This window comes from Variovorax sp. 01N429 (assembly GCF_056399425.1).
Genome location: NZ_JBFTRG010000014.1, coordinates 25,330 through 47,852, shown reverse-complemented (window position 1 = coordinate 47,852; position 22,523 = coordinate 25,330). Strand labels below are relative to the sequence as shown.

The following is a 22,523-nucleotide window of genomic DNA, read 5'->3' as shown; positions in this document are numbered from 1 at the left end:
TGGTGGGCTGACGCATCCTCATCCGTGCAAGCTGCTGGCGAGTCGCTGCAGTTGTTCGAAGGCGCTGAAACGCGCCTGATGGGTCTCGGCAATGGTCCCGCGCTCAGGCTCGAAGACCCTGCCGATCCTCGACATGCCGGCCATCGCACTCTCGATATCGCCGAACAAGCCACCCGCCACGCTGCCCAGCATGGAAGCGCCGAGCAGGACCGGCTCTTCCGCCTCGATGGCGATCACGGGCTTGCCGGTGGCGTCGGCGAGCAATTGCCGCACCAGATCGAGCCGGCCCGCGCCGCCGCTGATCATCACGCGCTCGACGGGCGCACCGGCGGCGGCCTGGGCTTCGATGATCTGGCGCAGTCCGTAGGCGATGCCGCAGATGCCGGCGATGTAGAGCGCGACCAGGCTGTCGATGTCGCGCTCCATGCCAAGGCCGGCAATGACGGCTCTCGCATGCGGATTCGCGAGCGGCGCGCGATTGCCGAGAAACTCCGGCACCACGTGCAGACCGGCTGCGAGGCCGACCACCTCTGACAGGCTGCGAGAATGTTGCGCGGCGAGCCCCGCCAACAGCGTCGGCAAGGATTGCCCCGCAGCCTCAGCCTCGCGCCGCGCTTCGGGGGCCAGCGGATGCATCGACAACAGTTGCTCGATGGCGGCGCCCGCGACCGACTGCCCGCCCTCGTTGAGCCACGTCTGCGGCACCATGGCCGAGAAATAGGGCCCCCACACGCCGGGCACGAAGACCGGCTCGCGGGTGCTGGTCATCGTGCAGGACGACGTGCCAAAGACATACGCCAAGGAAGCGAAGGGATCGCCGCCGACGCCGACCGTGCCGATACCGCCGGCATGCGCATCGATGACGCCGGCGGCAACGGCCGTTCCCGCGCGCAGGCCCAGTTCGGCCGCAGCGACCGGCGTCAGTCCGCTCCCGAGCGAAGTCCCTGGCGCGACGATGTGGCGCCCGATGCGTTCGAAGCCTTCATCCGCCAGCACGCCCAGGCCGATCGAGCGGAAATAGCCCGGGTCCCAGCGGTCCTCGTGTGCGAGGTAAGTCCACTTGCAAGTCACAGTGCAGGTGGAGCGGGCGAGGTCGCCTGTGGCCCGCCACGTGAGGAAATCCGTGAGATCCAGGAAGTGCGATGCGTCGGCAAAGACTTCGGGCTTGTTCTCCAGCAACCACAGCAGCTTCGGCGTTTCCATCTCGGGTGAAATCCGCCCGCCGACATACTTCAGCACGTCATGGCCGCCGGCATTGATCCGCTCCGCCTGCTTCACTGCGCGGTGGTCCATCCATACGATGATGTTGCGCTCGGGGTCTTCACTGGGCCCCACCGGCAGTGGCCGGCCGCCTTCGCCGACGACGACCAGCGAGCAGGTCGCGTCGAAGCCGACCCCGGCCACCCGGTCAGGCGCGATTCCCGAAACTGCGAGCGCCTCGCGCACCGATGCACACACGGCGTTCCAGATTTCGTTGCTCGACTGTTCGACGATGGAACCCGGCGCATGGAACAGGTGGATGTCGCGCTGGGCCGAAGCGATCATGTGCCCCACGCTGTCGAACACACCGGCGCGCGCGCTGCCGGTGCCCACGTCGACGCCGATGACGTGGTCGCGTTGCATCGCAGTCGTCGTCGAGGCCATCAGAGATCCACGCTGTTCGGAAGAATGACGATGTCGCGAACGGTCACGTTGCGCGGCCTCGTCAGCATGAAGACAACGCAATCGGCCACTTCCTTCGGCTGCATCAGGCTGCCGGCGGCGAGCGCTTCATCCATCTTGGCCTTGGGCCAATCGTCGAGCAAAGCGGTCACGACCGGCCCCGGGGCCACCGCACCGACGCGCACGCCGTGCTTGGCAAGCTGCCGGCGAGTCGTGTGGACGAAGGCCTGCACCGCGAACTTGGATGCCGTGTAGATCGGCTCCCACGCCACGGGGACGATGCCGGCGATCGAACTGGTGAAAACGATGTCGCCCGATCCTTGCGCGACCAGGTGCGGAAGCACCGCATGCACCGAACGGAACGCCGCACTGACATTCAGGTTGATGACCCGGTCCCACTCGTCGGGATTGCCTTCGACCACATCGCCGCCGACATACGCGCCCGCATTGGCGTGAAAGATGTGAAGGCCGCCCGCGAGCGCGATGATCCGGGGCAGCAATGACGAGTTCTCCTGCGGCTGGAGCAGGTCGACCTGCAGCGCCAACGCATCGGGGCCGAGTTGCGCGCATGCCTGCGCCAGCTTGTCGCCGTCGCGGTCGATCAGCACGACCTTGGCTCCGGCTTCGATCAGCGCGCGCGCGCATTCGAGGCCGATGCCCGACGCCGCGCCGGTAATGGCCGCGACGCGGCCCTTCAGGGATTCCGTCATGGTGCGAGTCTCCGGAGTGGGTCAGGACCTGCCGTGCAACAGACGCGACTGCCGCGCCAGCGAGTCGACGATGACGGCGATCGCCAGCACAGCGCCGGTGATCATGTATCGCAGCGACGACGACAGGTTGAGCAAGGTCAGGCCGCTTGCAATCGACTGGATCACGATGATGCCGAGCACGGCCGAATAGGCGCTGCCGCGGCCACCGAAGAGGCTGGTGCCGCCGATGACGGCAGCGGCAATCGCGTTGAGGTTGACGTCGCCAGTGCCTGCCTGCTGGCTTGCCGAGGCCAGGCGGGCGGCGCTCAGCACACCGCCGAGCGCTGCCAGAGTGGCGCACAGCACGAACGCGCTGGTGAAGATCATGCGTACATTGATGCCGGCCCTTCGCGCAGCCTCGCGGTTGCCGCCGACCGCAGTCATAGATCGTCCCCAGCGAGTGCGTCGCAGCGCATAGTCCATTGCCACCGCGAGAGCGACGAAGAGGCCGAACATCAACGGAACGCCCCGTCCCTGGTTCAGGTAGGCGACGACCGCCTCGAGCAGAACGGTGATGGCGATAGCGCGTACCGCCAGGCTGCTCACCGAAGACGCGGAAAGGTTCGCGGCCTGCCGGCGCGCGCGCGTGCGCAAGCCCATCCACAACATCATCACGCCAGGCAACAGCGCCAGCACATGCGAGACGACGGCCGGGATCACGACGAGTTGGCCGAAGTCGACGATCGCTGAGCCATACGGCAGGTTGATGGAACCGCTGTTGCCGAGCAGATAGAGCTGCAAGCCCAGGATGGCGAGCAGGCCGGCCAGCGTGGCGACGAAGCTCGGCATGCCCAGCCGGTTGAACAGCAGCGCATAGAGCGCGCCGATGAGCCCTCCGACGGCCAGCGCGCAGACGATGGCCGCAGCCAGCGGCCACTCCAGGTTGACCCAAAGCACGCCGACGAGTGCCGAGGCGAAGCCGCTCATTGAGCCAACGGAAAGGTCGATCTGCCCGACCATCAGCACGCAGACGATACCCAGCGCGATCACCCCCGTCGTCGAGCAATCGAACAGCAGGTTGACGAGGTTGTCCGCGGACACGAAGACCGGGTTCAGGGTGGTGAAGACAGCACAGATGAGGATCAGCCCGACGATGACCGGCAGAGATCCGAGATCCCCCGAGCGGATGCGCTCGATCAGCGCCGAGACCTGGCCCGCGAAGCCTTCGGCGTGCTTCACCCGCACGTCGCTGCGGTCGAGCAATTTGGGCGGCGGTGCAGCGGCCTGTTCTTTCGTGCTCATGGTGCCTCCTGGCTCTGCACGTGCGGCTGCTCCAGCCGGCGCGATGCACGGCGCGAGACCGAGTTCTCCGTCGCTCCGGTGATGGCCGCCACCAACTCCTGGTTGGAAGAGTCGGGATAGAAGACGCCGTTGTTGCGGCCCAGCCGCAGCACGACGATGCGATCCGCGACGGCGCGAACGTCCTCCATGTTGTGGCTGATCATGATCACCGCATGGCCCCGGTCGCGCACCCGCTCGATCAGGTTCAGGACTTCAGCGGTCTGGGCGACACCGAGGGCGGCGGTGGGCTCGTCGAGCATGATCAACTGAGGATCGAGCAAGAGAGAGCGCGCAATGGCGACCGTCTGGCGTTGGCCACCGGAAAGCGATGCGACCACGTCGCGCACATCCGGGATGCGGGCAGAGAGTTCGTTCAGCAACGTCCAGGCCTTGACCTCCATCGCCACCTCGTCGAGGCGAAACGGCTGGAGTTCGCGTCCCAGGTAGATGTTCGCCACGACGTCGAGGTTCTCGCACAGCGCCAGGTCCTGGAACACCGTCGCGATGCCCAGGTCGAGTGCCGCGGCAGGATCGTTCAGCGTGACCTCGCGGCCGCCGAACGTGATCGTCCCAGCCGTGGGCTGGTGCACGCCGGCCAGCACCTTGACGAGCGTCGACTTGCCCGCACCGTTGTCGCCCACCAGGGCGACCACTTCGCCGGCGTGTACGTCGAGGTCGATGTCCGTCAGCGCGGAGACCGCCCCGAACCGCTTGGAGATGTTGCGAAGGCTCAGTACCAGTTCACCTGGGGAGCTTCGGGGACGCTTGGCATCAGTCATTGCTTGGGAACCTGCTCCATATCCGACGTCACAAAGTCCCAAACTCAGTCGGCAATCCCAAGCTTCTTGCAACCTTGCGCATAGCGGCCGGTGCACAGTTCCTTCGCGGTGGCGATCTTCTTGTCGATGATCTCCGCCTTGAGGTTCTCCGCCGTCACGACCGCAGGCTTGAACAATTGCGACGGCGTGTCGTAGAGCTTCACCTCCGACGCCGCTTGCTGGCCCGAAAGGAACCCGACGGCCACCTTCGCGGCAGCAGCCGCCACGATCTCGCTCGGCTTGGAGATGGTGTTGTATTGGTCACCGGCGATGATCAACTGAAGAGCCGCAGTGGTCGCGTCGTTGCCCGTGACCGGCGGCACCGGATTCACGCCGGCTGCCTTGAAGGCCGCGATGGCACCGCCGCCCGTGCCGTCGTTGGCTGCCACCACGCCCACGATCTGCGACGGGAAGCGGGTGATCTGTCCGCTGACCCACTGCTGGGCCTTGGGGGGCGCCCATTCCGGCGTGTCGAACTCGGCCAGCGTCTTGTAGCCGCTGCCTTGCAATCCAGCGTGGATGCCCTTCTTGATCAGCCCCGCGGCAGCGTCGGTGGGCGAGCCGTTGACTTCGAGGAGGCCGCCTTTGTCCGTGGGCACCTTGTTGTCCTTCAGATGCTTGACGAGCGACTGCGCGATGTCCTTGCCGATGCCTTCGTTGTCGAAGGAGACGTAGTAGTCGGCCGGCGTCGAAGGCACGGGGCGGTCGTATGCGATGACCTTCACGCCCTTGCTCTGCGCGAGCTTGACCAGCGAGGCCGCGGACGTGGAATCCACCGGGTCGAGCACGATGACCTTCGCGCCCTGAGACAAGGCCGAGTTGAACTGTTGCTGCTGCTGCGCGACATCGCCATTTGCGTTCTGATAGAGGACCTTGCACTCCGGACACAGCTTGCTCATTTCTGCCTTGAAGCCCGGATAGTCGTGTTGTTCATAGCGCGTCGATGCCTGGTCGGGCATCAGGAACGCCACCGTGCCCGACGGCGCCGCGGAGGTGGCTGTAGAGGCCAGGAGGCCGAATGCGAGCAAGCTTGCTGCCGCGATGGGGTTGGATAGCTGGGTCATGGACTGTCTCCTTTTTTTGCGATCTCGGCACATTGAAAAATGCCGTGGGGTTTGCGAATCGATCAGGCGGCCTTCGCGACGACCGAGTTCTCCGCAAGCAAGGCCCTGAAGCGAGAAGGCGGAATGCCCTTTTCACGGAGGAACTGCCGGTTGAAGTTCGAGATGTTCTTGAAGCCCGCGGCAAAACAGATGTCCGCAACCGAGGCCGATTCGCCGCTCATGAGCAGCTGCGTGGCGAGATTGATGCGGAGCCGATTCACGTAGCGGCTGAGCGCCATCCCTGTGTGGCGGCGGAAGCTGCGCGAGAACGCGCTGGGGGTGAGCCGCGAGATCGCAGCCAACTCCTTCTCGCCGAAGGATTCGGTCAGGTGATCGCGGATGTATTCGAGCGCCTCGTTGATTCCGGTGGCCATGAAGCCCGATGGATCGGGCAGGTACGCGCTGCTGGTCAGCGCGCGGCTGCTTCCCTGCGCACGGGTCAGCGTGCCCAGGATGCACACGAAGAGTTCGATGCGGCGAATATCGGTCGCACCGATGAGTTCCTTGATCATCGGCCCCACCAAAGCGGCTGTCTCCGGCGTGAACAGGACGCCACGCCGACTCATTTCGAGCACCGGAAGAAATGCCGTGAGTTCGGGCAGCAGCGTGGCGGCATCGCGGATGAACTGCTCACCAAACTGAAGGACGCGCCCACGAAGAGGCACGAAGGCGCCTGAAGGCACGTCGCTGACCCAGTTGTGCGGGAGATTGGGCCCGGTGAGCACCAGGTTGCCCGGCGCGAACTCGCCGATGAAATCGCCCACGAAATAACGGCCGGTCGTGGCGACGACATGGTGCAGTTCGCACTCGGGGTGGAAGTGCCACCGAACGGTCCGGAACGGATAGCCGTGCTCCCAAGCCTTGAAGGATTGCGCTCGTCCTATCTGAACAACTTCCAGGTCCGGCTTCATCGGCATCTCTCCTTCGCCGGGCACCCAGCCATCGTTGGCTTGGCACCCGTTGTCTCGAGGTTGGTTTCGCTTGGTTTCGCGCACCTTTGGACGCATGGTAGGAGCGTCGCCACCCGGGCCGCAACTGCATTTCCCCATGTCGACCGATATTTTTTTGCTCTTTCCGGCCCGCGCAGGGGCGCTTCGGGTATCGAAGGCGGTCAAGCCGCGGATGCATCCGTAGGACCAATCGACGCGTCCAAGCGCCATTCTGTGACTCTGTGCCGCGCGCGGCTTCCTACAGCGCGTGCAATCCCGCCAACGTATCTTGTCTGCATGCACAGTTGGAAGGAGTGCTCATCATGTCGATTGCCATACCCCAGCCTGACTTCGAGGACGCACCGAGCCTTCAATTCAGAGCTTTGGATGCTCGCATCGAAGACGATCCAGCGACCCCGGCTTCCCCGGTCGACGAAGACGAAGATGACGATCCCGTCGGAGAAGACTGCGGCCGCGCGAGCCGATCGAGCCTGACGCGCCAGTTGCTCGTCGTCAAGGACGACCGCCGGTGAAGAATGCCTACACGAACGTTCATCCGCAGCCCACAGAGACACCGACGATGAACGAGTGAGGCTTCGCAGGGACAACAGGATGCTGCCCAAGTTGTTGTCGGTCCGCGCTGCCCGGTTCGGATCGGCGGCCGGATTCGCGGTTTCGGCATTGAGCCTCGCCGCGCCATGGCCTGCGGCCGTTCACGCTCAGCCGGCCCGCGAACAGGCGCCGCCTTCCCAGACCGACCCGCACATGATCGTCAAGCCGCCTGCCAGGACGGATCCACAGATGACCCAGCCTGCGCCCGCGCCTCGCGACGTCGATCCAGGCATGGTGGAGAAGCCGCCTGCCGATGCCGGCGCAAGCGACGGCAGTTCGAATGGCAAAGGCAACCGCAACGGCAGCAAGCCTCGCCAGGCTCCATCGGCTCCATCGGCGCGATCGCCCGGAGACAACTGCGCTGGCTCCGCCGCACCTTGCAAGCAGGACCCCGCGCGGCAATGACAGCGTGCAGCTGATCGGCCCCGGTGACCGGCTGGCTCTTCACTGCCGCTGAAAGGATGCGCCATGGATGCGGCACACCAAAGCGAAATGCAGCACCACATGGAGGGCATGCGCGCGCAACATCAACAATTGCTCTGGGTCCATTTCGGCGTGGTCCTGCTCGGGATCTGGCTGCTCACGTCACCCGTGACCTTCGGCATGCCGCAGGTCGGCGAGCTTCCGGTACGCGTTGCGGAGGTGACTCGGTCGCGGGGGCTGCAGCCGATCGCCGAGCGCCTGCAGTGGATGGCGTGGAGCGACATGGCCAGCGGCGTTGCGATGATCGTCTTCGGCAGCCTGTCGCTCTGGTTTCGCCAGCGCTGGGCCCAATGGGGAACCTGCGCCGTGGGGCTGTGGCCGGTCTTCTGGCATGGCGGGGTGGTCCAAGGCGGCAGCACCGATGACTCCCCGCCGCTCGAAATGAACAAGGGCCGCTGGCGCGCATTGCACGAACAGGCCATGGCGTTGCCGCTGGCGCTCCTTGTTTCGGCGTCGATTGGCATCTGGCTGATGTTCACGCGGCTGTCCCTCGGCCATACAGGGGCGATGGCCGACAGCGATCACCTGGTGGGCTCGCTGGTTTTCACGGTTTCGGTTTGCGCCTTCGCCGAAGTGGTGCGACCGATGCGGCTTGCCAACGGATTGTTCGGCGCCTGGTTGCTCATCGCTCCGTGGGTCCTGGAAGGCGCGACGCCGACGGGCGCGGTCGCAGTGATGGTTGCAGGCGCCGCACTGATCGGCCTCGCCTTGCCTCGCGGCCCGGTACGGCACCAGTACGGGCGCTGGAACGCGGCGCTGCGGTGGTGAGTCCGGTGAGTCGAGACCGCGTTCAATGCACCCAAGCGAGCGCCGCGCCCGAGAACGCCACCAATGCGATAGCGGCGAGCGCCATCGAGCCTCGGTGCGTCGAGAGCCACAGCTGCGCGCTCGTCGGCACAGCCTGCGCGTCGAAGCGCCCGTGCGCTCCGTGGTCGCCGGGCACCGGGGCGTAGAGATTGTCGAGCCGTCCGGATGGCAAGGGTTCGTCGGTGTGCTGTCCATCCACCGCGGAGTGGCCCAGCAGCCGATCGGCCAGGCCCGGCATCAGGCGTGTTCCGAGAATCGCCTGCACGGCCGGCCAGCCCACCCACAGCTCGCGCCTGCGGTGCGTGGCCGACCAATACACGGCGCGCGCGGCGATCTCGGGCTGAAAGATTTTCCCCATGGGGCGGGGGCGTCGGTCCATGGTCGTGCGACCCCACTCGAACTGCGGCGTGTTGAAAGCCGAGAGGTGCACCATCGTCACATGAACGCTGCTGCCGTCGTGCGCCAGTTCGCAGCGCAATGAATCGGTGAAGCCGCGCAGCGCCGCCTTGGCGCCGCAGTAGGGCGCCTGCAGCGGTATTGAGCGATACGCGAGGGCCGAACCCACCTGCACGATGCATCCGCGACGGGCCGGCTTCATCCGGCGCAGCGCGGCCAGTGTTCCCCACACTGCGCCGAGGTAGGTGACCTCGGTGGCGCGCCTGAAGTCCTCCGGCGCGATGCGCAGCACGTCCGAGAAGATCGTCGCCATGGCGTCGTTCACCCAGACGTCGATGCAGCCCCAGGTGGCTTCCACCTGTGCGGCGGCAGCCTCGACCTCTTGCTCGCGGGCGACATCCGTGGGGATGACAAGCGCTTCCCCGCCGAGCCGCTGCACATCCCGCTGCGCCCCTTCCAGTCCATCGTGCCCTCGGGCCAGCAACGCGACGCGCCAGCCATGGCCGGCGAACTCTTTCGCGATGGCGCGACCGACGCCGGCCGAAGCACCGGTGACGACGACCACGCGTCGACGCTCCTTGGGCTCGCCGCCCGTCGAAGCGGTGTGATGAGAGTGCGCGAGTTCTGGCATCGGTCCATCAAACGCCTCCGAAGTACGCCCCTATGGCCGAACCCCGCCACGGGATGCGTCGGACAAGACGCCACCATGGCGGTTCTCTCAGGCCTACGCGGCCGTCCCGAGCCGGCGACGGAAGATCGCTTCATCGCATGAGCGGGTGACCGCGAGTGACCCCCACGACGATGCCAGAACGTCCATCCGATCCCGCCCCGCGGTGCCCAGCGCCTGGCCGCAGCTACTACAGCGGGCCAGATCTGGAGAGAGCGTTGACCATCAACGATTTGCGCGCACGCACGCACCGGCGGATGCCACGCTTCGTGCTGGAGTACCTGGAAAGCGGCGCTGAGGATGAGGCCACTCTGCAGCGCGAACTCGAGGCGTTTGCCGAATGGCGCTTCATGCCGCGAACCCTCGTCGACGTGGCGCACCGCAGTGTCGAGCGCGACATTGCGGGTCGGCCGCCCGCGATGCCGCTGTTCATCGCGCCCACCGGCCTGAACGGCCTCTTCGTGCATGGCGCCGACGTCGCGCTGGCCGAAGGCGCAGCACGCGCGGGCGTTCCGTTCATCCAGAGCACCATGTCCAACGACAACATGGCCGAGGTCGCCAGGGTTCCCGGGTTGCGGCACTGGTGGCAGCTCTACGTGTTCGGCGGCGAAGAAGTCTGGCAGGAGTTGCTGAAGCGCGCGGAGGACTGCGGCTGTGAAGCGCTCGTGCTCACGACCAACGCGCAGATCTATGGCAACCGGGAGTGGGATGCGCGCACGCGGGTGTCGCGCTCGCGGCCGTCGGCCATTTCGGTCTTCGACGCCGCGATGCATCCGCACTGGCTCGCCTCCACGCTGCTCACGCACGGCATGCCCGTGTTCGCGAACGTGGTCGATTTCATCCCGAAGAGTCAGCGCGGCTTTTTTCAGAGCGCGTTCTGGATCCGCGACCAGATGTCGCTCTCGTTGACCTGGGACACCGTCGCGAGGATACGGTCCAGGTGGCGCAAGCCATTCTTCATCAAGGGAGTCTTGCATCCCGACGACGTGCGGCGCGCGTGCGACAGCGGCGTGGATGGCATCATGCTCGGCACCCACGGCGGCCGGCAGCTCGACTGGGCAGTGTCCGCGCTCGACGTGCTGCCGGCCGCGCGGGGCATCGTCGGGCGCCGCGTCCTGCTCTTCATGTCCGGCGGCATTCGGCGCGGCACGGACATCCTCAAGGCGCTCGCATTGGGAGCCGATGCGGTGCTCGCAGGGCGCGCGCCGCTGTATGGACTCTGCGCGGGTGGCGCCGACGGCGCGGCTCGCGCGCTCGAGATTCTCCGCAGCGAAATGATGAATGCGCTGGGCCAGATCGGCGTTGCCAGCATCGACGAGCTCGGCCCTGAATTGCTCGTGCGCGCGAAGGACCTTCCATGGACACACACAGACAAAACGCTAGGACAAGACTGACGAACTTCGGAATGTCGTCCACGTCTTGCACGATGCAGGTCTTGCCTCCGACCCCATCCGACGTCGTCGGGCCGACGATGAGACATGGCAACGCAGGCCCATGGCAATGCCGCGCACGCGGATCGCGCCCGCAGATTTGTTCGGGCCGGAGCGCTGATGCTTGGCGTTTCTGTTCTTCTCGACAGCGCCATGGAGCACTATCGCGGCTCTTTTCGCAATCCCGCGATGGTGCTGCCTTTGCTCGCATCGAGCGCCTCCGTGGCATGGAACGCTCTTGGGCAAGTGCGCGCTCGAAGCAAGCTCCCTCGCATCCTGCATCGTGCAGTCGCTGCGGTAGGGTTCGCCGGCCTGGGCTTCCACGCGTGGAACATCCTGCACCGGCCGCACCAGTCGCGCTGGAACAATTTGTTCTACGGCGCCCCGGCCGGTGCGCCCGCCGCGCTGGTGCTCGCAGGTGCGTTCGGCGAGGCCGGTGACCGCTTGGCCCGCAGCACGTCGCTGGTGCGCGCCACCGGTTGGATCTCGGCCGTCGGTCTTCTGGGCACCGTGGGCGAAGCCGCGCTGCTGCATTTCCGGGGTGCGTTCCACAATCCCGCGATGTGGCTTCCGATTGCAGTGCCGCCGGTGGCCGCGGCGTCGCTGGTGCGCGATCTTTCGCAAGGCGCGCCGCATCGAACGACGACTGCCTTGATGGCCACCACCGCATCGTTGGGACTCGCTGGGGCCGGCCTGCACGCCTTCGGCATCTCCCGACGGATGGGCGGCTGGCGCAACTGGCGCCAGAACCTCCTGGCCGGGCCGCCCTTGCCGGCGCCGCCGGCCTTCACCGGCCTTGCCATCGCGGCACTCGGGGTGCTGTTGTTGATGCGGGAGGTCCGCCATGAGTGAAGAACGCTTTCCCGGCTATGACGTGCTTTCGAAGCGCGACTCGCCCAGTTGGAACGACGCTACTCGCCGCGTGATCGAGCATCGCATTGCGCAGCCCATAGGCACAAGCGCCTTGAATGAGCGGCAACGCGACACGCTGCGCAGGTTGGTCGATTGCGTTGTTCCGCAGCCGGCGCGGCGCCCGCGCATCGACACGGCGGCCATCCTGGTCGCCGAGCTGGAGGCGAAGCGCGGCACTGGCTTCCGTCCCGCCTCGCTGCCGGTGCGCGATGAAGCGTGGCGCCTGGGTCTCGACGCACTGGATACTGAGGCACTGGCGCGCCATGCGCGTCACTTTGCTTTCCTCGATCCGCAAGAGGCAACCGCCCTTCTGGCTTGCGTCGAGCGCGGTGAGGTCAAAGCCGATGCTTGGCGCGACATTCCGCCGGCCGACTTCTTTGCGTGGCGCTTGCTGCCCGACATCGTGTCCGCGTACTACGCGCATCCGTCCGCCTGGAGCGCGATGGGCTTCGGCGGACCTGCATCACCGCGCGGCTATGTGCGCCTGCGGGCTGATGGCCGCGATCCGTGGGAAGCGGCCGAGGAGGGCGACGGCAAGCTCATTCCGGTGCAATGGCGCAATCGCCATGTGGGGTGACGGCGAAGACACGAGGCCGCGCGCACGAGACGGCCGCGCGCCTGACGTCTTCACACCGGGCGGTTGGGTACCGATGCGCGAATACAGAGACGACGAGCCCGTCGATTTTGCGATCGTCGGGACCGGCGCCGGTGGAGGCACGCTGGCGTGCCGCCTCGCGGAAGAGGGCTTCTCCGTTGTCGGGTTCGACGCGGGTCCGTGGTGGCGGCCACTGGAGGACTTCGCGTCGGACGAGCACCACCAAGCCGAGCTCTTCTGGAACGACGAGCGCATCGTCGAAGGCGACAACCCACTCATGCTGGGCACCAACAACTCGGGCCGCTCGGTCGGCGGCAGCACCGTGCATTTCGCGATGGTGTCCCTTCGATTTCGACCCGAATGGTTTCGCGCCCACTCCACACTCGGCTATGGCGTGGACTGGCCGCTCGACTGGCGAGAGATGTGGCGCTACTACACGCAGGTCGAGCGCGCACTTTGCATCTCGGGTCCGTTGACTTATCCGTGGGGACCGCCGCGTCCGCGATACCCCTATCGCGCGCATCCCCTGAATGCCGCGGCAGAGGTACTGGCGCGCGGCGCCGAGGCGCTTGGCATCCGCTGGAGCGAGACACCGCTGGCGACCTTGTCGGCGCCGCGCGGCAAGGCGCATCCGTGCGTCTACCGCGGCTTCTGCGTCTCGGGGTGCTCCACCAATGCAAAGCAGTCGGTGCTCGTCACGTGGTTGCCGCGCGCACTCGCGGCCGGAGCGGAAATCCGTGACCTCGCGATGGTCGGCCGCGTCGAGGTGGACGACGGCGCAAGAGCCACCGGCGTGCTCTACCACCGTGAAGGGCGATGGCGCTTTCAGCGTGCGCGCAACGTGGTGGTCGCCGGCTACGCCATCGAGACGCCGCGGCTGCTCCTGAACTCTGCCAACAGCAGCTTTCCCGATGGCCTTGCGAACAGCTCCGGGCTCGTCGGCAAAAACCTGATGGTGCAACTGAACCAGGCTGTATGGGGACAAATGAAACAGGAGATCCGCTCGTACAAGGCACCACCCAGTCTCGCGCTGACGGAGCACTGGAACTACGTCGACGAGGGCAAGGATTTCTTCGGCGGCTACTGCTACATGAGCCAGGGCCCGCTGCCGGTGACGTGGGCCCAGACACTCTCGGGCGGGCGCCACCTCTGGGGGCAGGCCCTGGTCGACGAAATGAACCGGGCAAACCACAGCGTCGGGCTGAAGATGGTGGGCGAGGTGCTGCCCGACGAGCGCAATTGCGTGATGTTGGCGGACGAGCGCGACGCCCTGGGCCTTCGCATCCCGCGCGTGCGTTTCTCCTATGGCGCCAACGACCGCGCCATGATTGCGCACGCGCTGGATTTCATGTCGCTGAGTCTGCAGGCGAGCGGCGCGACCGAACTGTGGCGCCAGGAGAACGACACCTGCCATCTGAACGGCACTGCGCGCATGGGCGCCGATGCCGCGCACAGCGTCGTCGATGCCGATTGCCGATGCTGGGACATCCGCAACCTGTGGATTTGCGATGGCTCCGTATTTCCGACGGTGGGCGGCGTCAATCCGTCGCTGACCATCCAGGCGATCGCATGTCGCACCGCCGATCGCGTCAAGGCCATGGCCCTGCGCGGCGAACTGTAGTCAGCTGCTGCCGGCCTATTCAACGAGAAAGGAGTTCAAGATGACACGAAAGACGGACACGAAGACAGAGCGGCAGACTCGCAAGCGTGCGGGGACGGTGGGCGAGCCTTTCAGGGTGAACCCCGCGTCACAGGCAAAGCGCGAAGAGCCGACCACCGTCGGAACAGTGCACGAAGGCGCGTCCACCGGGCGCGCCGGCAACTCGACGGCAGGCGGTGCGGCGGGGCAGCTGACGCCCAAGGACGAGCGTTGACCCGCCGACAGCGAGTCCCTTCAGAGTTCAGGGTTCAGCGTTGACGAAGCGGACCAATTCCTCATCGCTGATCGGCGTCAGCGGGATCCCAAAGCTCTCGCGCAACGACTGCACGATGGCCTGGGCCCACATGGCGTTGAATGCGGTACCTCCGTGGTGGTCGTCCACCAGGGCGTTGTCGAGCGTGTCTCCGGCAGTGTTGGTGACGCGCAGCTTGGGGCCCATCTGCACCGTCTTGTAGTCAGGCTCGCCGTCAGGGCCTCTTTGTCCCCATCGCTGCATGAACCACGCGTCATAGTCGACGTAGGCGATCCGCCGCGGATCGGACTCGGCGATCTTGCGAAGCTCGGCGTTGGCACCTGCAAGAGCCTTTCGGATGTTGGCCATGGAGGTGGCGTCCCTGTACTTGCCGAAGTTCTCGGGGTCGTCAGCTTCGTTGCCCCATCCCGTCAGCAGGATGCGGGTGGACGGATGCGATGCATGGATCAGATCGATGGCTTCTCGAATCTGCTGAGCGCAGTAGTCGATCACGCTGCGCAGTTGAGGTGCCGACGGATCACTCGCCTGCAGGTCCAGCGTCGGATACCAGTCGTTGGCACCCATGTTGATGACGACCACGCCGCGGCGCCATTGCTCGGGACTCTTGTCCATGAGCGCCACCAGTCGCGGCGCCTGGCGAAAAGGCTGTCCGCGGCGCTCCCCCATCAAGTGCCGGCAGGCGGCGCCCGAGTAGGCGAAGTTGTAGAGATAGTCCTCCTTGATGGGTGAGCGCGACGGCAAGAGCCCGATGGTTTCGCGGGCCCAGGCAATCGGCCATGGCCGTCCCCAGCGCACCCAGGGGCCAAGGTCGATTTCGTTGCCGCGCAGCCGCGCCAGCACCTCGGTCCACTGGAAAGTCTGGGCGCGCTGTGCGCCACCGCGTTCGCTGCTGCCGAGCGGAAAGGAAACGCGATCTTGATAGGAGTGGCTGTTGGAATCACCGAGCACGGCCAGCGGGATGGCCTTGGGCGGGGCCGACGAGCGGGTGGTCCCTGGCGGAGCGCCGTCGCCCCAGAGCGCGATCACTGCGAAGGCCAAAGCCGCCGCAAGCACGAGAGCAATGATGGCGAAGCGAGCGAGTCCTTGAAGCGTCACAGGTGCGGATCCTATCAACCCCCGGCCGTTGCGTCACCTGCGCCGCTGCGGCTCGCCTACCGGGGGCGCCTTGACTCCCTGTGTCGCCAACTTGCGGTAATCCGATGGCGAATGGCCGACGGCCCGGGCGAAGAACTTGCTGAAATAGGCCGGGTCTTGATAGCCAAGAGCGGCACTTACCTCCAAAACAGGCATGGGTGTGTAGGCGATCAGGCGTCGTGCTTCGAGCATGAGGCGCTCATGGAGGATTTGCAAAGCCGATTGCCGCGTCATGTTGCGACAGCAGCGGCTCAGGTGATCGGCCGACACGCCCAGTGCCTGAGCGTAGAAGAGCAAGTCGCGATGCTCGCAAAAATGCTGCTCGGCCAATGCGCGAAAGCGTTGCACCAGAACGTCGCGCTGACCTGGCGTCTGCGCCCTCTGAATGTGCTCGACCCGCAAGCGCAGCAATCGCACCGCCAGCAGGGTGGCGACGGCCAAAAGGGCCGCAACTCGTCCGGGCGATTGACCATGGAACTCGCGCGCCAGCATGCTGAAGAGGGTGGTGCATTCCGTTCGTGCTTCGGCTGACAGGTCCGTCAACACGAAAGAATTTCCGAGATCCGTGTCTGCCAGGCCAGTGCCTCCCAAGAGCTGTTGCAGGGTGGCGCTGGGAATCGTGAGTTGGTGCCCAGAGCTATCGTGCGTGTGACGAAATCCGTGCATCGATCCGGGCGCGATCATCAGGATCGCGGGTGCCGTCGCCTGCACCGGCCGTGCGTCCACCGTGCCGCTGATGCCGCCTTGCTCCAGGAACTGGATCTGGTGCAGGCCCTCGTGGCGGTGTGCCGGAATCGTCCAGTCCATCTCATGGCCACGCACCGCCACCGGCTCATAGTGCAGGCAATCGTCGGGCTGTTCGTGGCGGACTTCCCGGAAAGGAACAACGAGCAGGGGCGCGGTGGCAGGCTTCATGAGGGGCAGGAAAGATCGATGCCGGAAAACTACCTGTCGCGGTGGCATTTGTCCATTCGCGTCAGCCCCGGGAGGCCGCACGATCCAGGGCATCGACAGCCAAAGGGCAGCAGACCCAGGAGACACACCGTGGATCGCAGAGACTTCCTTCATCTTCTTCAGGCGAGCGCCGCAATGACCGCGCTCGTGCCCGCAGGACGTGCCCTGGCGCAACTCAGCGGCAACGCATCCATCGTCTCCGGTTTTCCGGCGGGCGGCATGGGCGACCACGTCGCCCGCCCGCTGGCCGAGAAGCTGCGTGGCAAGTACGCCGCGAACCTGATGGTGGAGTCGAAGACAGGGGCGGGCGGCCGCATCGCGGTTGAATACGTCAAGCGCGCAGCACCCGACGGCCTGACCATCCTGCAGATTCCCAGTTCGCCGATGACGCTCTATCCGAACACCTACAAGAAGCTCAACTACGACTCGTTGGCCGACTTCGTGCCAGTGACGAGCACCGTCAACTATGCCTTCGTGCTAACGGCCGGACCAGGCTTGCCCGCAGAGGTGAAGACCGTGGCGGACTACGTGACGTGGGCCAAGGCCCATCCGTCGCAGGCCAGCTACGGCGTGCCGGCGGCCGGCTCCGCGCTGCATTTCGTCGGCATGATGCTGCAGAAGGCCAGCGGCGCGGAACTCACCGCGGTGGCCTATCGCGGCGGCGCACCGCTGCTCAACGACGTGCTGGGCGGGCAAGTGCCAGTGAGCGTGAGCGTGCTGGGCGAAGTGATGCCGTATATCCGCGCTGGCAAGCTGCGCGGGTTGGCGGTGTCGAGCGCGAGCCGCTCTCCCTTCTTGCCGGAAGTGCCGACCTTCGTGGAGCAGGGATTCCCCGACATCGTGGTTCAGGAATGGCTGGGCTGGTTTTTGCCGGCGCGTGCTCCGGCCGAGACCGTGCAGCGCCTGAACGCGCTGGTGCGCGAGGAGCTGGCGGCACCTGAATTCGTCGAGGCGCTGGCGAAGGTCGGGCTGCAACCGATGCACCAGAGCGCCGACGAGTTCGCCCGCCTCGTGCGTGCGGACCGGCAGCGCTGGGCACCGATCGTCAAGGCCACCAATTTCACTGCGGAGGACTAGCACGTGGCCTTGCAGATCAATGGCGCCCAGGCGCTGGTGCGGCTGCTGCTTGCGGAGCAGGTGAGGGACATCTTCGGCATCGTCGGCGGCAAGCTCGGGCCGCTGCTGCACGCCATCTCGGCGCAGGAGCAGATGCGGTTCCTCGGCGTGCGCCACGAAGCTGCGGGTCCCATGATGGCGGCCGCAGTCCATGCCGCGTCAGGACGCATCGCGGTGGCACTGGGGGAAATGGGGCCGGGCGGCCTGAACCTGATCTCCGGCCTGGGCGTGGCCTTCAACAACAATCTGCCGCTCTTGGCCGTCACCACGAACCAGCATCGCGCAGCGAGCTATCCGCATCTTGGCATGTTCATGGACTTGGATGCAGTGGCCATGACCCGCTCCCTCACCAAGTGGAACGCCGTGGTGCACGACGCGCGCCGCATGCCCGAGCTCGTGCGTCGGGCCTTTCGCGAAGCCTTGAGCGGTCGGCCCGGTCCGGTGCACCTGGACATCCCCCAGGACGTGCTGAGCCAGCCCTGCAGCTTCGATGAGGCGGAGTTCGATGCTTCGCCTTGTCGCTATCGCGCTCTCGGTCGTGTGCGGCCGGATGCCGCTGACGCGCGTCGGGCAGCAGCGCTCATGGGCCAAGCCGAGCGCCCGCTCATCGTGGCGGGGGGCGGCGTGATCGCGAGCGGCGCTGCCCAAAGTGTTCGCGCACTGGCGCAACGCTGGCAGGCCCCGGTGCTACCGACGCAGATGGCGTTGGGCGTGGTGGCATCCGACAGCCCGCACTTCATCGGTCATGGAGGTCTCATTGCCGGCGAGCCGGTGCGCCTGGCTTTCGAGCGCGCGGATCTGGTTCTGGCGGTGGGATGCCGCTGGTCATCCTGGATGTGGGACGAGCGCGGGCCGCTGGTGCGGCGCTCGCAGCGGCTGGTCAGCATCAACATCGACTCTTCGGCGCTCGGGCAGCCAGCGCTGCACGAGGTTGCGCTGCAGGCTGACGCAAACGCCGCCTTGGACGATCTGCTGGCCGTCAGCGACGCGGATCTGGGTCGGCAGGTGGACCCTGCGTGGCTTCCGGGCCTGCGCCAGGCACGCGCGGCTTATGAGTCGCACCTGGTCGCCATGAGCGAGGAGGGCGAGCCTGGCCAAGCCATGCATCCTGCGGCTCTGGCACTTGCCATCGGCCAGGCGCTGCCGCAAGACTGCCTCGCTGTTTTCGATGGCGGGCACACCAGCTTCTGGAGCAATGACCTGACACCGGTACGGGAGGCGCGCACGCGCTTCCATGAACCGGGCATGAGCCACCTGGGGTTCGGGCTTCCTTATGCCATCGCGTTGCAGGCGCAGCAGCCCGGACGAGCCGTTGCTCTCATCACGGGCGACGGGTCCTTCGGCTTCACGCTCAACGAACTGGATACCGCACGGCGCCATCGGCTGCCGGTCCTCTGCATCCTGCACAACAACGCCGCCTGGGGCATCATCCGCGCCGGGCAACGCAATGCACTTGGCTTTGAACTTGGAACAACACTCGACGAGACGGACTACGCGGCCATTGCGCGCGGCTTCGGTTGTCACGGCGAGCGCGTGACAGCGCTCGCCGAGGTCGGCCCTGCGATCCGACGTGCGCTCGCCTCAGGCCTGCCGGCCGTGCTCGATTGCCACACGCGTTTCGTGCCGCACCCTGCCATGCCCGCCTTTGCGAGCATGAACCGCTATGGCTTTGGGGCCCTCGCGCGCTCCGACGCCACTCCATAAAGCAAAGGAAAAGCCCGTGTCCAGCCTTACCCTGCAGCAAGCCCAGACCATCATCGATGCCGCCTTGAAGAAGTCCAGGGAAGCCGGCTACCAGCCCATGGCAATTGCGGTGCTCGATGCCGCAGGCAACCTCAAGGCCTTTGCCAGCGAAGACGGCGCCAGCATGTTCCGCTTCGACGTCGCGCGTGCCAAGGCCTGGGGCGCGGTGGGCATGGGCGTGGCCAGCCGCAAGCTGGCCGAGCGGGCCAAGGACAACCCCAACTTCTTCGTCGCACTGGCCGCCACGGCCAACGGCAAATTTCTGCCGCAGACTGGCGCGGTGGTGATCCGCGATGCTGCCGGCCAACTGCTGGGCGCGATAGGCGCGAGTGGCGGCACCGGCGACGAGGACGAGGCCATCTGCATCGCCGGGGCGCAGGCAGCCGGACTGACCGCTGGTTGAAAAGCGTCGCGATCAGCCCAGTTGTCCCTTGACCTTTTCGAGCGCTGCGTTGGCACATTGCTCGTCCAGGTGACCGCCCGGTGCCCCGCCCACGCCGACCGCGCCGATCACTTCATTGCCGGACTTCACGGGAACGCCGCCGCCCAAGAGCAGGAAGCCCGGAATGTTGACAAGGTTGGCCGCGCCCGGGTTCTTCTGTGCGTTTTCCATCATGGCGAGCGTCGGTGTCTTGGCCGATGCCGAGGTCCATGCCTTGCGCTCGCTGGCAGCCAGCGTGTGCGCACCGGCGCTGTCGGCGCGCTGCACGGCACGCACGGTGCCCGAGCGGTCGACCACGGTTGCGGCCACCGCGTAACCGTTCGCGGCGCAGGCGGCCACGCTCGCGGCGGCGATCTGGTTGGCGAGTTCGAGGGACATGCTCTTTTCGGTGCGCACGGCGGGGCTTGGCGCCTGGGCTTGCGCCTGCGCGGCCATAGCGGAAGCGGCGAGCAGGACGGCGAGGCCGCCGACGCGAAAGGTCGAATGCATTGAGTTCTCCGGTGATGGTGGGTTGCTTGCGCCGGCATTCCGCCGACGACGTGGCAACTGTAGAAATTGCCGGGCCCGAAGACCATTCGTGCGGCTACGCCCGCAGCTCCGTAGAACTACGGAGCGGCGACCAGCACGGCGTAGCACCGGATCAACTGCGCGAGCGAATCGCACTCCAGCTTCGCGAACAGATTGGCGCGGTGGGTCTCGACGGTGCGCGGCGACAACGACAGCGATCTCGCGATTTCCTTGTTGGTCAGGCCAGTCACGATGAAGCCGAGCACTTCGCGCTCTCGCTCGGAAAGCTGCTGAAAGCGCTCACGCGCCGCCTGGTCGGCCTGGCTCCGCTCGCGCGAGTCGACGTGTTGCCGCACCGCGTGCTGCAAGGCTTCGAGCAACTGCTCGTCGTCGACGGGCTTTTCGAGAAACTCCGCGGCGCCGGCCTTGAAGGCGCGCCGACACATGTCCACGGTGGCGTGGCCTGTGAGCATGATCACCGGCTGGTCGACGCCCTGCGCGATCAGTGTGTCGAGCAACGTGAGGCCGCTGATGCCCGGCATGCGCACGTCGAGAACAATGGCGCCGATGCCGCCGCGATCGAAGCCGTCAATGAAAGCCTGCGGCTCCGCCCAAGCCTGAGTGCGGAGGCCGACCGTGCCGATCAGCAGGGCGAGGCTCTCGCGCACGGCCGAATCGTCGTCGATCAGGTGGATGAGGGGCGATTGAGGCTGGCTCATGCGTGCCGCTCCGGCGAAGCATGTTCATTGGCCGGCAGCGCTAGCGGCAGCCGCAGCGTGAACCGCGCGCCTCGCGGCGAGGCTGCCTCGGCGCTGAGCGAGCCGCCCATGCCGACGGCCAGCGTTTCGCACAGGCTCAGGCCGAGCCCCAGCCCGCCTTCTCGCGTGCTGAAGAAGGGCTCGAAAACGCGCGGCAGGGCTTCCGGCGAAATGCCGCGTCCGTTGTCGGTCACGGCCAGCACTCCCTGTGCCCCTTCGCGGCTGGCGGAAACGCGCAGGCCGCGATCACTCGCGGGAATTTCCTCCAGTGCCTGCAATGCATTCATCAGCAGGTTGTGCAGGATCTGTTCGAGCGCGACCGGATCTGCACGCACCTTGACGGGCGCATGAGTGGTGTCGTCGACGATCGGCGTCACCGCCCGCTGGTCGAATTCGGGTGCGAGAAGATGGAGCGCACCGCGCAGCGCCTCCTGCAGCACGATGGGCCGCGTCTCTGCCTGCCGGTCGGGTCTTGCGATGACCCGGCGAAGGCGGCCGATCACGTCCGCAGCGCGGCGTGCCTGCTCCGAGGCGTGTCGCATGGCCGTGCGCGCGGTCGCCAGTTCGGGCGGATCGTCATTCAGCAGTCGCTGGGCCGCTTGCGTGTTCGCCAGAATGGCTGTCAGTGGCTGGTTGAGTTCGTGGGCCATGCCGGCCGCAAGCTCGCCGAGCGCATTGAGCCGCGCCACCTGCCCGAGTCGCAGCAATTCTTCGACGCGCCGGCGTGCGATGCGCTGGCGCAGCAGCGTGTAGGCGCCACCGAGCACGACACCCGCAGCGACAGCCCATGCGGCCATCAGGCCCCAGGGCATTTCGCGCCAGGACACGAGGCGCTCCGCCACGAGATCGAAAGACTGGCTTTCGGAAGCCAACGGCTTGCGGAATTCGAAGCGCCAGCCATCGGGCACCGTCGAATTCCCCGGCTGCACCACAAAGGACTGCCCCGCATTTTCGAGCGTCACACGAACCGGACTGGACTTCGGGTCCATCGGCCAGTCGCGCCAGGGCACGGCGGTCGCGAGATCGATGTCGAGGGCGTAGCTTGTCGGCACCGCGCCCATGACCAGGCGGTATCGGCCGCTCGCGAAATCGGCCGTCGCGAGTTCAGGGCGCCGCAGTTCGCGCGATCGGGACTCGGCTTTCGCGAGGGCCGGGTCCGCCCAGGACGCACCGGCCTCGCGCCGCTGCACGTCCAGGATCGACGGATACACCGAGGGCAACCGCCGCTCGGGCTGGTTGGCACCGGTCATGGGCTCGAGCAGCGCGAGCGTCGCGAGCACGGCGTCGTACTGCACGACTTGCTGGCTCATCAGCCGGTGCGCGATGCGCCCGTTGACTTCGAAATCCTCGTGCAGTTGCTGGATCTCGGCGCGCGCGATCCAGACCGCGCCGGCGCCCGTGACCAGCAGCCATGCGAGCCACCAGCCACCTTGCGTACGCAACCATTGCCTCATGGCGCGGATTGTGCCTGTGCCTTCGGGCAGCGATCTCCAGCTATCGAGAGGGACGAGG

Annotated in this window: 23 protein-coding genes; 11 read left to right on the top strand and 12 right to left on the bottom strand. The window is 66.3% G+C overall.

Annotated features, from left to right (window positions below; translation table 11 throughout):
- Nucleotides 1–18: 18 nt before the first annotated feature.
- The 6 genes from AC1DSF_RS22365 to AC1DSF_RS22340 all read right to left on the bottom strand — a co-directional run bounded on the left by AC1DSF_RS22365 (nucleotide 19) and on the right by AC1DSF_RS22340 (nucleotide 6,524).
- Nucleotides 19–1,644 carry an FGGY-family carbohydrate kinase gene (locus AC1DSF_RS22365; protein WP_478183461.1) on the bottom strand — a complete coding sequence of 542 codons (1,626 nt, stop codon included), beginning with the start codon at nucleotides 1,642–1,644 and terminating at the stop codon, nucleotides 19–21.
- Nucleotides 1,644–2,372, bottom strand: a complete 729-nt coding sequence (locus AC1DSF_RS22360) for an SDR family oxidoreductase (protein WP_478183460.1) — start codon at nucleotides 2,370–2,372, stop codon at nucleotides 1,644–1,646. The genes AC1DSF_RS22365 and AC1DSF_RS22360 overlap by 1 nt, the downstream gene beginning before the upstream one ends.
- Before the next feature lie 21 nt (nucleotides 2,373–2,393).
- A complete protein-coding gene (locus tag AC1DSF_RS22355; protein ID WP_478183459.1) occupies nucleotides 2,394–3,653 on the bottom strand; it encodes a sugar ABC transporter permease in 1,260 nt (419 codons plus the stop codon).
- Nucleotides 3,650–4,471 carry an ATP-binding cassette domain-containing protein gene (locus tag AC1DSF_RS22350; protein WP_478127824.1) on the bottom strand — a complete coding sequence of 274 codons (822 nt, stop codon included), beginning with the start codon at nucleotides 4,469–4,471 and terminating at the stop codon, nucleotides 3,650–3,652. Before AC1DSF_RS22350 ends, AC1DSF_RS22355 begins: the two co-directional genes overlap by 4 nt.
- A gap of 44 nt (nucleotides 4,472–4,515) precedes the next feature.
- Complete coding sequence (locus tag AC1DSF_RS22345) at nucleotides 4,516–5,574, bottom strand: ABC transporter substrate-binding protein (protein WP_478183458.1); 1,059 nt, start codon at nucleotides 5,572–5,574, stop codon at nucleotides 4,516–4,518.
- A gap of 62 nt (nucleotides 5,575–5,636) precedes the next feature.
- Nucleotides 5,637–6,524: a helix-turn-helix domain-containing protein gene (locus AC1DSF_RS22340; protein ID WP_478183457.1), complete on the bottom strand. Its 888-nt coding sequence runs from the start codon at nucleotides 6,522–6,524 to the stop codon at nucleotides 5,637–5,639.
- Between the two features lie 341 nt (nucleotides 6,525–6,865).
- On the opposite strand from AC1DSF_RS22340, the gene AC1DSF_RS22335 reads away from it, so the two are divergent.
- The 3 genes from AC1DSF_RS22335 (at nucleotide 6,866) to AC1DSF_RS22325 (ending at nucleotide 8,405) form a co-directional block, all read left to right on the top strand.
- Nucleotides 6,866–7,075 (top strand): hypothetical protein, encoded by a 210-nt coding sequence (locus AC1DSF_RS22335; RefSeq protein WP_478183456.1) that lies wholly within the window; start codon nucleotides 6,866–6,868, stop codon nucleotides 7,073–7,075.
- 79 nt (nucleotides 7,076–7,154) lie between these two features.
- Complete coding sequence (locus AC1DSF_RS22330) at nucleotides 7,155–7,559, top strand: hypothetical protein (protein ID WP_478183455.1); 405 nt, start codon at nucleotides 7,155–7,157, stop codon at nucleotides 7,557–7,559.
- Between the two features lie 63 nt (nucleotides 7,560–7,622).
- The gene (locus AC1DSF_RS22325) at nucleotides 7,623–8,405 is read left to right on the top strand and encodes an SPW repeat domain-containing protein (RefSeq protein WP_478183454.1); all 783 of its coding nucleotides are present in this window, start codon (nucleotides 7,623–7,625) and stop codon (nucleotides 8,403–8,405) included.
- A gap of 22 nt (nucleotides 8,406–8,427) precedes the next feature.
- Here AC1DSF_RS22325 and AC1DSF_RS22320 read toward each other — a convergent pair whose 3' ends face one another.
- Nucleotides 8,428–9,471: an SDR family oxidoreductase gene (locus tag AC1DSF_RS22320; protein WP_478146208.1), complete on the bottom strand. Its 1,044-nt coding sequence runs from the start codon at nucleotides 9,469–9,471 to the stop codon at nucleotides 8,428–8,430.
- 254 nt (nucleotides 9,472–9,725) lie between these two features.
- Here AC1DSF_RS22320 and AC1DSF_RS22315 point away from each other — a divergent pair, with 254 nt between their 5' ends.
- The 5 genes from AC1DSF_RS22315 (at nucleotide 9,726) to AC1DSF_RS22295 (ending at nucleotide 14,318) form a co-directional block, all read left to right on the top strand.
- On the top strand, nucleotides 9,726–10,901 hold the full coding sequence (locus AC1DSF_RS22315; RefSeq protein WP_478183453.1) for an alpha-hydroxy acid oxidase: 1,176 nt from the start codon (nucleotides 9,726–9,728) through the stop codon (nucleotides 10,899–10,901).
- Between the two features lie 84 nt (nucleotides 10,902–10,985).
- Nucleotides 10,986–11,789, top strand: coding sequence for a hypothetical protein (locus tag AC1DSF_RS22310; protein WP_478183452.1), 804 nt, complete (start codon nucleotides 10,986–10,988; stop codon nucleotides 11,787–11,789).
- Complete coding sequence (locus AC1DSF_RS22305) at nucleotides 11,782–12,426, top strand: gluconate 2-dehydrogenase subunit 3 family protein (protein WP_478183451.1); 645 nt, start codon at nucleotides 11,782–11,784, stop codon at nucleotides 12,424–12,426. Before AC1DSF_RS22310 ends, AC1DSF_RS22305 begins: the two co-directional genes overlap by 8 nt.
- Nucleotides 12,416–14,065, top strand: a complete 1,650-nt coding sequence (locus tag AC1DSF_RS22300) for a GMC family oxidoreductase (protein ID WP_478183450.1) — start codon at nucleotides 12,416–12,418, stop codon at nucleotides 14,063–14,065. Before AC1DSF_RS22305 ends, AC1DSF_RS22300 begins: the two co-directional genes overlap by 11 nt.
- Nucleotides 14,066–14,105: 40 nt before the next feature.
- Nucleotides 14,106–14,318: a hypothetical protein gene (locus AC1DSF_RS22295; protein ID WP_478127835.1), complete on the top strand. Its 213-nt coding sequence runs from the start codon at nucleotides 14,106–14,108 to the stop codon at nucleotides 14,316–14,318.
- Between the two features lie 27 nt (nucleotides 14,319–14,345).
- Here the strand turns inward: AC1DSF_RS22295 and AC1DSF_RS22290 are convergent, their stop codons facing one another.
- Nucleotides 14,346–15,452 (bottom strand): SGNH/GDSL hydrolase family protein, encoded by a 1,107-nt coding sequence (locus AC1DSF_RS22290; protein WP_478183449.1) that lies wholly within the window; start codon nucleotides 15,450–15,452, stop codon nucleotides 14,346–14,348.
- A 33-nt stretch (nucleotides 15,453–15,485) separates the two neighbouring features.
- A complete protein-coding gene (locus AC1DSF_RS22285; RefSeq protein WP_478183448.1) occupies nucleotides 15,486–16,406 on the bottom strand; it encodes a helix-turn-helix domain-containing protein in 921 nt (306 codons plus the stop codon).
- 129 nt (nucleotides 16,407–16,535) lie between these two features.
- On the opposite strand from AC1DSF_RS22285, the gene AC1DSF_RS22280 reads away from it, so the two are divergent.
- Genes AC1DSF_RS22280 through AC1DSF_RS22270 form a run of 3 tightly spaced genes read left to right on the top strand, consistent with a single transcriptional unit; the run spans nucleotide 16,536 to nucleotide 19,707 of the window.
- Nucleotides 16,536–17,522, top strand: a complete 987-nt coding sequence (locus AC1DSF_RS22280; RefSeq protein WP_478183447.1) for a Bug family tripartite tricarboxylate transporter substrate binding protein — start codon at nucleotides 16,536–16,538, stop codon at nucleotides 17,520–17,522.
- 3 nt (nucleotides 17,523–17,525) lie between these two features.
- The gene (locus AC1DSF_RS22275) at nucleotides 17,526–19,265 is read left to right on the top strand and encodes a thiamine pyrophosphate-binding protein (protein WP_478183446.1); all 1,740 of its coding nucleotides are present in this window, start codon (nucleotides 17,526–17,528) and stop codon (nucleotides 19,263–19,265) included.
- 16 nt (nucleotides 19,266–19,281) lie between these two features.
- Nucleotides 19,282–19,707 carry a GlcG/HbpS family heme-binding protein gene (locus AC1DSF_RS22270; RefSeq protein WP_478127840.1) on the top strand — a complete coding sequence of 142 codons (426 nt, stop codon included), beginning with the start codon at nucleotides 19,282–19,284 and terminating at the stop codon, nucleotides 19,705–19,707.
- Between the two features lie 12 nt (nucleotides 19,708–19,719).
- Here the strand turns inward: AC1DSF_RS22270 and AC1DSF_RS22265 are convergent, their stop codons facing one another.
- From AC1DSF_RS22265 to AC1DSF_RS22255, 3 genes are all read right to left on the bottom strand, one after another.
- Nucleotides 19,720–20,235 carry a GlcG/HbpS family heme-binding protein gene (locus AC1DSF_RS22265; protein WP_478146200.1) on the bottom strand — a complete coding sequence of 172 codons (516 nt, stop codon included), beginning with the start codon at nucleotides 20,233–20,235 and terminating at the stop codon, nucleotides 19,720–19,722.
- Nucleotides 20,236–20,351: 116 nt separating this feature from the next.
- Complete coding sequence (locus tag AC1DSF_RS22260; RefSeq protein WP_478146199.1) at nucleotides 20,352–20,972, bottom strand: response regulator transcription factor; 621 nt, start codon at nucleotides 20,970–20,972, stop codon at nucleotides 20,352–20,354.
- The gene (locus AC1DSF_RS22255) at nucleotides 20,969–22,465 is read right to left on the bottom strand and encodes a sensor histidine kinase (RefSeq protein ID WP_478183445.1); all 1,497 of its coding nucleotides are present in this window, start codon (nucleotides 22,463–22,465) and stop codon (nucleotides 20,969–20,971) included. The genes AC1DSF_RS22260 and AC1DSF_RS22255 overlap by 4 nt, the downstream gene beginning before the upstream one ends.
- Between the last annotated feature and the right edge of the window lie 58 nt (nucleotides 22,466–22,523).

Bases quoted from the DNA above. Each gene is read 5' to 3' on its own strand.
- AC1DSF_RS22365 (WP_478183461.1), bottom strand. From the start codon at position 1,644: ATGGCCTCGACGACGACTGCGATGCAACGCGACCACGTCATCGGCGTC.
- AC1DSF_RS22360 (WP_478183460.1), bottom strand. From the start codon at position 2,372: ATGACGGAATCCCTGAAGGGCCGCGTCGCGGCCATTACCGGCGCGGCG.
- AC1DSF_RS22355 (WP_478183459.1), bottom strand. From the start codon at position 3,653: ATGAGCACGAAAGAACAGGCCGCTGCACCGCCGCCCAAATTGCTCGAC.
- AC1DSF_RS22350 (WP_478127824.1), bottom strand. From the start codon at position 4,471: ATGACTGATGCCAAGCGTCCCCGAAGCTCCCCAGGTGAACTGGTACTG.
- AC1DSF_RS22345 (WP_478183458.1), bottom strand. From the start codon at position 5,574: ATGACCCAGCTATCCAACCCCATCGCGGCAGCAAGCTTGCTCGCATTC.
- AC1DSF_RS22340 (WP_478183457.1), bottom strand. From the start codon at position 6,524: ATGAAGCCGGACCTGGAAGTTGTTCAGATAGGACGAGCGCAATCCTTC.
- AC1DSF_RS22335 (WP_478183456.1), top strand. From the start codon at position 6,866: ATGTCGATTGCCATACCCCAGCCTGACTTCGAGGACGCACCGAGCCTT.
- AC1DSF_RS22330 (WP_478183455.1), top strand. From the start codon at position 7,155: ATGCTGCCCAAGTTGTTGTCGGTCCGCGCTGCCCGGTTCGGATCGGCG.
- AC1DSF_RS22325 (WP_478183454.1), top strand. From the start codon at position 7,623: ATGGATGCGGCACACCAAAGCGAAATGCAGCACCACATGGAGGGCATG.
- AC1DSF_RS22320 (WP_478146208.1), bottom strand. From the start codon at position 9,471: ATGCCAGAACTCGCGCACTCTCATCACACCGCTTCGACGGGCGGCGAG.
- AC1DSF_RS22310 (WP_478183452.1), top strand. From the start codon at position 10,986: ATGGCAACGCAGGCCCATGGCAATGCCGCGCACGCGGATCGCGCCCGC.
- AC1DSF_RS22305 (WP_478183451.1), top strand. From the start codon at position 11,782: ATGAGTGAAGAACGCTTTCCCGGCTATGACGTGCTTTCGAAGCGCGAC.
- AC1DSF_RS22300 (WP_478183450.1), top strand. From the start codon at position 12,416: ATGTGGGGTGACGGCGAAGACACGAGGCCGCGCGCACGAGACGGCCGC.
- AC1DSF_RS22295 (WP_478127835.1), top strand. From the start codon at position 14,106: ATGACACGAAAGACGGACACGAAGACAGAGCGGCAGACTCGCAAGCGT.
- AC1DSF_RS22285 (WP_478183448.1), bottom strand. From the start codon at position 16,406: ATGAAGCCTGCCACCGCGCCCCTGCTCGTTGTTCCTTTCCGGGAAGTC.
- AC1DSF_RS22265 (WP_478146200.1), bottom strand. From the start codon at position 20,235: ATGCATTCGACCTTTCGCGTCGGCGGCCTCGCCGTCCTGCTCGCCGCT.
- AC1DSF_RS22260 (WP_478146199.1), bottom strand. From the start codon at position 20,972: ATGAGCCAGCCTCAATCGCCCCTCATCCACCTGATCGACGACGATTCG.
- AC1DSF_RS22255 (WP_478183445.1), bottom strand. From the start codon at position 22,465: ATGAGGCAATGGTTGCGTACGCAAGGTGGCTGGTGGCTCGCATGGCTG.